The sequence below is a fragment of the Vibrio sp. V12_P9A6T4 genome (assembly GCF_963874835.1).
Classification (GTDB): domain Bacteria; phylum Pseudomonadota; class Gammaproteobacteria; order Enterobacterales; family Vibrionaceae; genus Vibrio; species Vibrio anguillarum.
The window spans coordinates 1-8,654 of record NZ_CAWNJO010000102.1; the positions used below are offsets into that span (position 1 = coordinate 1).

Genomic DNA, 8,654 nt, shown 5'->3' on the forward strand with positions numbered 1-8,654 from the left:
TGAACAACGCCACCACCCAACTTAACGCATTGTACCGTAAACACTAAATTTGAAGTAGAAGCAAAAATGCCAAGCGTTGTGAATCCCTCTTAAATTGCTTGTTATATGCAAATTTTCAACCCAAACACCAAAGCCAATATGACTATTGATGATAGACTAAATCAATAGCCTATTTTGTGAAGTAACATAATGAAAGACTGCAACCAGTGTGGAAAATGCTGTATCAAGTATGGCGATGGGGATTTAGCTGCCACACAAGAAGAAATAGACTTATGGGAGCTATTTAACCCAGACATTTTTGAGTATGTGAAAGATGGAAAAATCTGGTTTGATCCAGAAACAAGAAAACAATTACACCGTTGCCCGTTTTTAGAACTAGCACCGAAAGCCAAAGCTGAAGAAAAAGATAAATACACCTGTAGCATTTACCTCGACCGGCCAGAAGATTGCCGACACTACCCTAGCCTGATCAACGAAATGGTTCGGGATGAATGTGAAATGATCGAAGTTGTTGACCTCGTAAACCCCAAAAAAGCTCAGAAGCAACTAGACAAGCTAATGAGTTCAAGCCGACCATCGAGCTATTCATAATGCTGATTTTTGCACTTGCATATAACGCCCGCTTAAGGGGCAGACAACGCTACTACCAACTTACCGCATGACACCGTAATCACCGAAACCAACGCATAGTAAAAATGCCGCGCGTTGGCTGTCCCTCTTGAAGCGTTTGTTAGCTAATTTACTACAACGATTGTTTTTGCCAGCTTGTCACCTAACCTCTGTCTTCTTTTGCCAAGAATAAAGACCGCGTCGATCATACCAATTATTGGTGTCAGAAGGTTACGAAAAAATGACTGAGGGAAACTACAACTTTTTCCTGTAACCGAATCTATAACTGAGATCCCTAGTAGTTTCTTACCGAGACTTTGCCCTTTAGGTAAACCGTCAGAAAGTAGAAAATATAAAGCAGCCGCCGAAAATGCTATTAAGCTTGATGAAGCTTGGGATAAACCAATTAAAGTACTGAGCCAAAGAAAGAAAATGAATATTGTGGCACTTATTGCACCATCAATGATTTGCCCTAGATAACGAAGACCCGGGCTTGCCAGCCTATGTGATTCAATGATCGAATCTCTATCTATTTCCACTTACTTTTCCTCCATGCGAGTTAGATGTCGAATAAATTTGCTAACGCCGCGTTAAGGGGCAGCCAACGCCACTAAAAACTTAATGCATAACACCGTAATCACAAAAACCAACGCATAATAAAAATGCCACGCGTTGGGTGTCCCTCTTTAACGCCTTGTTAGGCATTGATCTTTTTTGCTTAGGGTGTGTACATATGAACACACCGATAGTATAATCATTAAAATTTTTAAATAGATTGAGAGGTACCCACTAATTTCTAAGCTTCATCATAACAAAGAGATTGATGCAGTTATTAGATTCGCAATGCAAAATGGATATGAAGTTAAAAAAGCTTCTGGGCGCGCTCATATCTGGGGACGGTTGATACTACGAAAAGATGGCATGGTTATACATTCTATTAGAATAGCATCTACACCACGTAACCCAGAGGAGTGTGCAAAAAGAATGCTTAGATGTGTCCAAGTGAGCTAAAACTCAGCGATAATTATAATTGTAGATACGAGAGAGCCTCAAGGTTTGAGGCTCTAGATGATGAAAGCCTAACAAACGGCTCAAGAGGGATTGCCAACGCGTGGCGACTTTAGTGCAAAATTGAAGTTCAGTGTTTACGGCGTGTTTTTTGAGTTCGGCAGTGCGTTGTCAACCCCTTAGCCGGGCGTTAGGTTTATTAAGAAATTAGTGGGTGCTCTGAGGAAATATGTACAGTTCTATATATGAGATAAAATTAATCGTAAAATCGAAAACACATAGTACTAGTCGGTTGAGCGATGAAGCCATTGATGACATAGCTGATGAGCTAATGTCTCTGGATAACGTACATGATGTCATTGTAGAACAGCACAAAAATGCCTTAAGTGTATCTTTTTTAATTAACAAAAATGAGCTATACAACTCTTGCGTTGAAAAAATAAAGAAAATCGAGTCACTTCAGTGTTGTGAGTTAGAAGTGATTTCAATTGACTCACCTTATTACGTAAACCTAAGTGAATCAGCGGTGGCGGCTGGTTTAACTAAGTCTGCTATGAGCAACTTTTATCAAGGTTTAAGAGGAGATGGCAACTTCCCTTCTCCCTCTATGAAAGTGTCAAATAAAAACCCTTTATGGTACTGGTCCGATATATCAAAGTGGCTAGTTGACAACGAGAAAGTTCCATATGAAGTACTAGATTCCGCAAAAACGATACATAATCTAAATCTCGCACTTCAAATTAGGAAAAATAGCGCACTGAACGATATCAATAAAGCACTTACAGATATAATGAAAGATGCCTAACGCCCGGCTAAGGGGTTGACAACGCACTGCCGAACTCAAAAAACACCCCGAAAACACTGAACTTCAATTTTGTACTAAAGCCGCCACGCGTTGGCAATCCCTCTTGAGCCGTTTGTTAGGCCAACCGATTGACAACAATACTTTCAAAACCAAAGAACGAGCTTTTTGCAAACTTAAAACAAACTAACCCATTCATTTATAAACCAAAACCCTAAATCAGCAAAGAAACAAAAAATTCAAATTAAGCGATTTGGAAGAAAAGTAACGAGCGTAGCATGCTCGGCGGACGTTTGGATGCCGAAGGTTATTTTGCCGCTAAACTCACAACGAAAAGCAACTCAACGCGATCAAGAAACAACAAATATGTGATGATTGTTTATTGCTTAACTTAAGCCAGAAAACATGGAATTTACCGCTCAATTCCAACTCGATTTAGCTGATAAAAACTCACCTTGCCTAACGCCCGGTTAAGGGGCTGACAACGCAAAACACTGAACTCAAAATAACAACCGTAATCACAAAGGCCGATTTGAACAAAAACCGCCACGCGTTGGCAGTCCCTCTTTAACCGCTTGTTATGCAAATTCAATAAGATAAACTGACTTTACACGACCAAAAACCACAATTGCAATGGTTGAGTGATTCAAGAATCCAACCAAGTAAGAGCCATGATAAATAAGCCGCCAAAACAAAGTCCACCTTTCAGCTACAAACCAAGCGTTTGTGTCAGGAAAACTCAACGAGCGAAAACTTCAGCAAGTACAAAACGCTTGATAACCTTGCCCTTTCCACACTTTGCGCCCGCGGAATTGGCAGCAAGCCAACGCTAAAAATGATTGAGGCAAACAAAGAACCTTGCCTGTTTTACGGCTTGAGTAAACCACGAATTTTAGGGTAAAAATGCTCATTTGCCGACAACGCAAAACGAATGGCCGGAGAAATCTAAAAAGATTGAATCCCTAAATTTACCAGAGTTGCATAACGCCGCATTAAGTGGTGAGCAACGCAGACCACCCTACCTAAACCATTGTGCCGTAAACACTAAATTCAAAGCAAACCAAAAATGCTAAGCGTTGAGAATCCGTCTTGAATGCTTTGTTATACCTTGGTACCGTTACACGATAATAAACAATAGCTTAAAGGGATTGGCTTTGAATTTTAGCGACTTAACTGACAACTGCATATTCAGGTATCGTTTTTTCAATGAAAACACGTTATCTGAAATTTTGAATTGTTCAATGTGGCATGCATCTTTAGATAGTTTAAACGACCCATATGAACTCCCGTTTTTTTTCGATTGGTCGTGTTTTGACAAAGAAGATCTCGATAAGTCATTGGCATTGATAAACAAACAGTTGCTTCTATTCGATCCAATAGAAAAATTAATATCTCATTTGGTTAATAATAAGCAGAAAGAAGCTGAAGACTTCATGCGGATGACTCTGCAAACTGCGATAACACACCTTGAGCAGGGATACCGTAGCTCGCTAGTTACATGCTGTAGTCAGGAACCTTCAGATGCGTTGATGTGGTCACATTATGCTGATGGCATGCGAGGTATCTGTATAGCCTATGATGTAGATAAACTCCAAAATTCTAAACACTATGAGCTACTTGCCCATGTCAATTACGAAGACAAAGCAACTTTATTCACTTATAAAGACTTTGACTTAGTTAAACCAGACCCTAATGACAACAGATATGTGCACAATTACTCTGAAGGTCAAACTATGTCAGTTTCTAAGAAACAGCTAGTAATACGCAACGTCGACCATATATTCCAGAAACATAGCCGCTGGAAATATGAAAAGGAAATTAGAAATGTAATTATTAGCCCAGAAGGTGAACCGAATGGTATGTTAGTCCCTTTTGATAAGCATGCCATAAAGGCAATTGTATATGGCTCAAAGTTGGCTTCTACTAGCCTAAGTATTCTTAAGCTTGTATGCAACGAGCGAGGTATTCCACTCTTTAAAGCTTGCCCTAAAAGAGACGATTTCACCGTTACTATTGAATAATACAAAAGAGGTATAACGCCCGGCTAAGGGGTTGACAACGCACCACCGAACTCAAAAAACACACTGTAAACACTGAGCTTCAATTTTGTACTAAAGCCGCCACGCGTTGGCAATCCCTCTTGAGCCGTTTGTTATATGCGTGTTAGTTTCTAGAACGTAACAAGTTTATTAAAGAATCAACAGATATTGGAGGATGTGTCCTATGTATTATCCCATGACAGTTAGGGCACAATGGCTTTAGGTCTTTAATCGGATCAACGGAATACTCTTTTTTGATCTCAGCAAGCGAAACCTCATGATGCACATGAATAAAGCCCCTTCCTATGTCTCCATAAACTTCCTGAAAGTCAAATTTACAGACATAACATTTACATCCATAGTGCAATATACATTTAGCTCTAGCATCTGGGTTGCGTTCGTAAGCATTTACCGAGATCTCTTTTGTTGCCCCTTCAATATACGTTTCTGGATGAACGACTTCTTCTATTGAAGTTATATCAACGCTTTCAGAGTAATTTAATGCATACCAAAGTCCATCGACTCCGGCTAAATGTTTCTCCTCAAGAATCCAATCAAAACTTTTAATTTTGGCTGTTCCTGTTTCAGTTTGGTCATACTGCATAGGAAAGGTTTTTAGGTGATAACCATTATTTTGAATCAGCGATATATGCTCTAGGGACTGCTTTCTTCCTGGCCCTTTCCAACTTTCATCAAAAATTAGGCCGTCTTTATGGACATCCCAATGGCCAAAAACCACAAACCTTTCTTCGTGATTAACAAACGACCAGCTCCAATTCCAATTGCTGCAAGTAGCACCAACAGACTCCATAAATTTTTTTCTACTCATTTTGAACTACCTAATTGATGGAAGCATATAACGCCCGCTTAAGGGGCAGACAACGCCATTACCAACTTCCTGCATAACACCGTAATCACAAAAAACAACGCATAGTAAAAATGCCGCGCGTTGGCTGTCCCTCTTGAAGCGTTTGTTATGTGCTATTTTTCAACATCGTAAGCTGCTGCTGCGCTCTTTAGTTGTTGAATGTCTGATGCACATAGATATCGCTTTAAGGCTTCAAACTTCTCTGTGGGCCAATTATAGATTTGCATTTTCAACAGTTCGGCAATTACCGATTCGTCAAAACGATATTTGACTAATTTGGCAGGCGTGCCACCAACAACACTATAAGGGGCAACATCTTTAGTTACCACGCTATTTGCAGCAACTATGGCTCCTTCTCCGATTGTCACACCAGGCATAACCATTGATCTCATCCCAAGCCATGCACCATCATGAATAAAGGTATCATCTTTGCCTATATACGCTTCATCAATGTAGTCCATAAATGGATATAAACAGAACCAATCCGCCCTATGGGTATGATTACCACCCATTAAGATAACTGCCTCTGCGCCGATGCAAACGTAAGCACCAATATGGAGTTTATCGATTTCCCACCTAGGTTCCCATTCACGACTCACTTCATCACCATGAAGATACCGAACAACAGATTCCTCAAATCCATTGTCCCAGCAGTCACTGTAATAACTATGTGTGCCTTTGATAGAAATATTAGGGTTAGTTACTACCTCATGGAGTAACTGAAATTTTGACCAATGCTTTTTGTGCATACTAAACCTCAAGCTAATGTTAAATAATAAGAATTATTGAAATAACACTATGCCGTCAGTGAATGCGTGGCTGCTTTAAAAGAGGAATAAGTTTCATAAAAAACACCGTTAATTGAAAGGCGTGAATGATAGCACATAACGCCCGCTTAAGGGGCAGACAACGCTACTACCAAGCCTCCGCATAACACCGTAACCACAAAAACCAACGCATAGTAAAAATGCCGCGCGTTGGCTGTCCCTCTTGAAGCGTTTGTTATATAAATTACCACACTAGCATTTCAAAATAACACAGAACAAAAAATGCAAACGTAAGGACATATACATATGATTGTCTCAAAGCAATGAAAAAATTAATTTTTTCCTTCTTTTTTAATGCAAAAACTTGGCGCATAAACTCTCTTTCATTTTCATTATCCAGAGAGTCAATTTTATGCTCGACCAACCCAGATGCTACTGTGAAGGTAAAATGACTCCCTTCAACCTCCCACTCTTTAAACAACTTTGAAGAAAAAATGATAAAGGTTATAAAAATAGCTATTTGCTTCAGATAGTCCGGTTCGACACTCCAGATACCTAATGTAGCGAGAAAGAGCCAAATACCCTGCTTGTTGAGGTTTTTACGATAATCATCAATATAGTTACAGAACGAATCAACATACTGGTCTACACGCTCAAACTGAGTAATTTCCAAAATTTCACCATTTATATAACGCCGCGTTAAGTAGTGAGCAACGCCACCACGAAACCTAACCATACCACTGCAAACACAAAACCCGACGACAAACACTGAAAATGCCAAGCGTTGGGAATCTGTCTTAAACGCTTTGTTAGAAATGCTCCTCAGCGCCACACCCAGAACGTTCCTTGCGAAGATCATAGTGCTTATATATTTCATATAAACTCCAATGCAAGAAAGCGAATACGAGCATTATCCAACACCATGGTACAGCAGCTAAAAACCAGTTTTCCAACGCATTGAGACTTATACTTATTAAGTTGGTTGAATACTCAGCGGCCCGCAAGTTTGCCTGGGCCATTGCTACTTCTTTGATTGTTCCTATTTGGTGCATTTTATATAAGTTAACTTCAGACGCAGCCAGTTCAAGCTGCGTTTGCGCTTGGATATCCAGCGGAAGTAAGGTAAACAGTTTAGCCGCATAACCAGAAACAGCGGCTACCGCAATTATACCTAGACCTTTGAACAGCAAGATATGAATAGCTCTGCTGGACATGACCGCTCGCCAAAATATACTTGATAATTCGAATAATTCTTTCTTAATACTGCCCATTTCACACTCATTACTAGATGGAATTTCTAACGCCTTGTTAAGGGGTGAGCAACGCAATACCAAAGCCGCTGCATACCACTTAAACACTAAACTCAACGCATAGTAAAAACACCACGCGTTGCGAATCCCTCTTAAACAATTTGTTAGGCTAATTTTTCAACGCTTGCGCTTTATGCAATTCAAGGGCTTTTTTACGCCCATTCTCGCTCAAAGACACTAGGTTCTCGTCATAGCAATTTACGTCAAGCAAGCCTTTTTCTTTTAAAGTCCTACATACATCGAGTAACTCTAACTTACTAAAAGTGGCTGAATTATAGTTAATATTGTCTAGGTCCATTGTTTTATCAGCCAACTTTCCAAGCTCAAAAACAAAGCTCAGTTCAAAATTAGTAAGACTCTGAGAGAGACTATTTTGCGTTTTCGTTGTTATGAAACTAACAATTCCCTCTCTTATCGCTCGTAATCCCCAAAACAAAAGCAAACAGCCAGAAAACACGACTACACCGAGTATTCCTGTAGCCCAATTTTTTGGAAGTGCTTCTAACGTATCAGGGAAAAAAGTAGGAACAAAAAGCAACGATATACCTGTGATAAAGCACGCTCCAGTTAGAGTTTTAGATACAGTAATATCCTTAAAAATTTCCGAAATCCAGTTCACTCAATACCTCAAATTTATGTTATTAGCCTAACGCCCGGCTAAGGGGTTGACAACGCACCGCCGAACTCAAAAAACACACTGTAAACACTGAACTTCAATTTTGCACTAAAACCGCCACGCGTTGGCAATCCCTCTTGAGCCATTTATTATGCAAATTCAATGAGATAAACTAACTTTACACGACCAAAAGCCACAATTGCAATGGTTGAGTGATTCAAGAACCAACCCAAGTAGGAGCCGAGATAAATAAGCCGCCAAAACAAAGTCCACCGTTCAACAACAAACCAAGCTTTTGAATGAGACAAACCCTACAAGCAAGACTTTAAGCAAGTGCAAAATGCTCGATTAACTTGCCCTTTCCGCACTTTGCGCACGCTGAATTGGCAACAAACCAGCACCAAAACTCATTGAGGCAAACAAAGAACTTTGCCTGTTTTACGGCTTGAGTTAACCACGAATTTTAGGGTAAAAAAGCTCATTTGACGACAACACAAAACGAATGGCCGGAGAAGTCCCAAAGATTGAACCCCTAAATTTACCTGAGTTGCATAACGCCCGGCTAAGGGGTTGACAACGCACCGCCGAACTTAAAAAACACACTGTAAACACTGAACTTCAATTTTGCACTAAAG

9 protein-coding genes are annotated in these 8,654 nt (G+C 39.9%); 3 read left to right on the forward strand and 6 right to left on the reverse strand.

What is annotated here, in order from left to right; genetic code table 11:
* The first annotated feature begins 189 nt into the window (after positions 1-189).
* Positions 190-591: a YkgJ family cysteine cluster protein gene (locus AACQ42_RS15520; RefSeq protein ID WP_094166209.1), complete on the forward strand. Its 402-nt coding sequence runs from the start codon at positions 190-192 to the stop codon at positions 589-591.
* Positions 592-734: 143 nt separating this feature from the next.
* On the opposite strand, the gene AACQ42_RS15525 is transcribed toward AACQ42_RS15520, so the two are convergent.
* Positions 735-1,148 (reverse strand): RDD family protein, encoded by a 414-nt coding sequence (locus AACQ42_RS15525; protein WP_047691333.1) that lies wholly within the window; start codon positions 1,146-1,148, stop codon positions 735-737.
* Between the two features lie 698 nt (positions 1,149-1,846).
* Between AACQ42_RS15525 and AACQ42_RS15530 the strand changes: the two genes are divergently transcribed.
* Positions 1,847-2,422 (forward strand): hypothetical protein, encoded by a 576-nt coding sequence (locus AACQ42_RS15530; protein WP_094166210.1) that lies wholly within the window; start codon positions 1,847-1,849, stop codon positions 2,420-2,422.
* 1,151 nt (positions 2,423-3,573) lie between these two features.
* A complete protein-coding gene (locus AACQ42_RS15535) occupies positions 3,574-4,440 on the forward strand; it encodes a DUF2971 domain-containing protein (protein ID WP_141195671.1) in 867 nt (288 codons plus the stop codon).
* A 142-nt stretch (positions 4,441-4,582) separates the two neighbouring features.
* Here AACQ42_RS15535 and AACQ42_RS15540 read toward each other — a convergent pair whose 3' ends face one another.
* The 5 genes from AACQ42_RS15540 to AACQ42_RS15560 form a co-directional block, all read right to left on the reverse strand.
* Positions 4,583-5,287: an HNH endonuclease gene (locus tag AACQ42_RS15540; RefSeq protein ID WP_017050352.1), complete on the reverse strand. Its 705-nt coding sequence runs from the start codon at positions 5,285-5,287 to the stop codon at positions 4,583-4,585.
* 152 nt (positions 5,288-5,439) lie between these two features.
* A complete protein-coding gene (locus tag AACQ42_RS15545) occupies positions 5,440-6,075 on the reverse strand; it encodes a CatB-related O-acetyltransferase (RefSeq protein ID WP_094166212.1) in 636 nt (211 codons plus the stop codon).
* Between the two features lie 262 nt (positions 6,076-6,337).
* Positions 6,338-6,970 (reverse strand): hypothetical protein, encoded by a 633-nt coding sequence (locus AACQ42_RS15550; protein ID WP_176429723.1) that lies wholly within the window; start codon positions 6,968-6,970, stop codon positions 6,338-6,340.
* A complete protein-coding gene (locus AACQ42_RS15555) occupies positions 6,903-7,364 on the reverse strand; it encodes a hypothetical protein (protein ID WP_094166214.1) in 462 nt (153 codons plus the stop codon). The genes AACQ42_RS15550 and AACQ42_RS15555 overlap by 68 nt, the downstream gene beginning before the upstream one ends.
* 148 nt (positions 7,365-7,512) lie before the next feature.
* Complete coding sequence (locus tag AACQ42_RS15560) at positions 7,513-8,022, reverse strand: hypothetical protein (RefSeq protein ID WP_094166215.1); 510 nt, start codon at positions 8,020-8,022, stop codon at positions 7,513-7,515.
* Between the last annotated feature and the right edge of the window lie 632 nt (positions 8,023-8,654).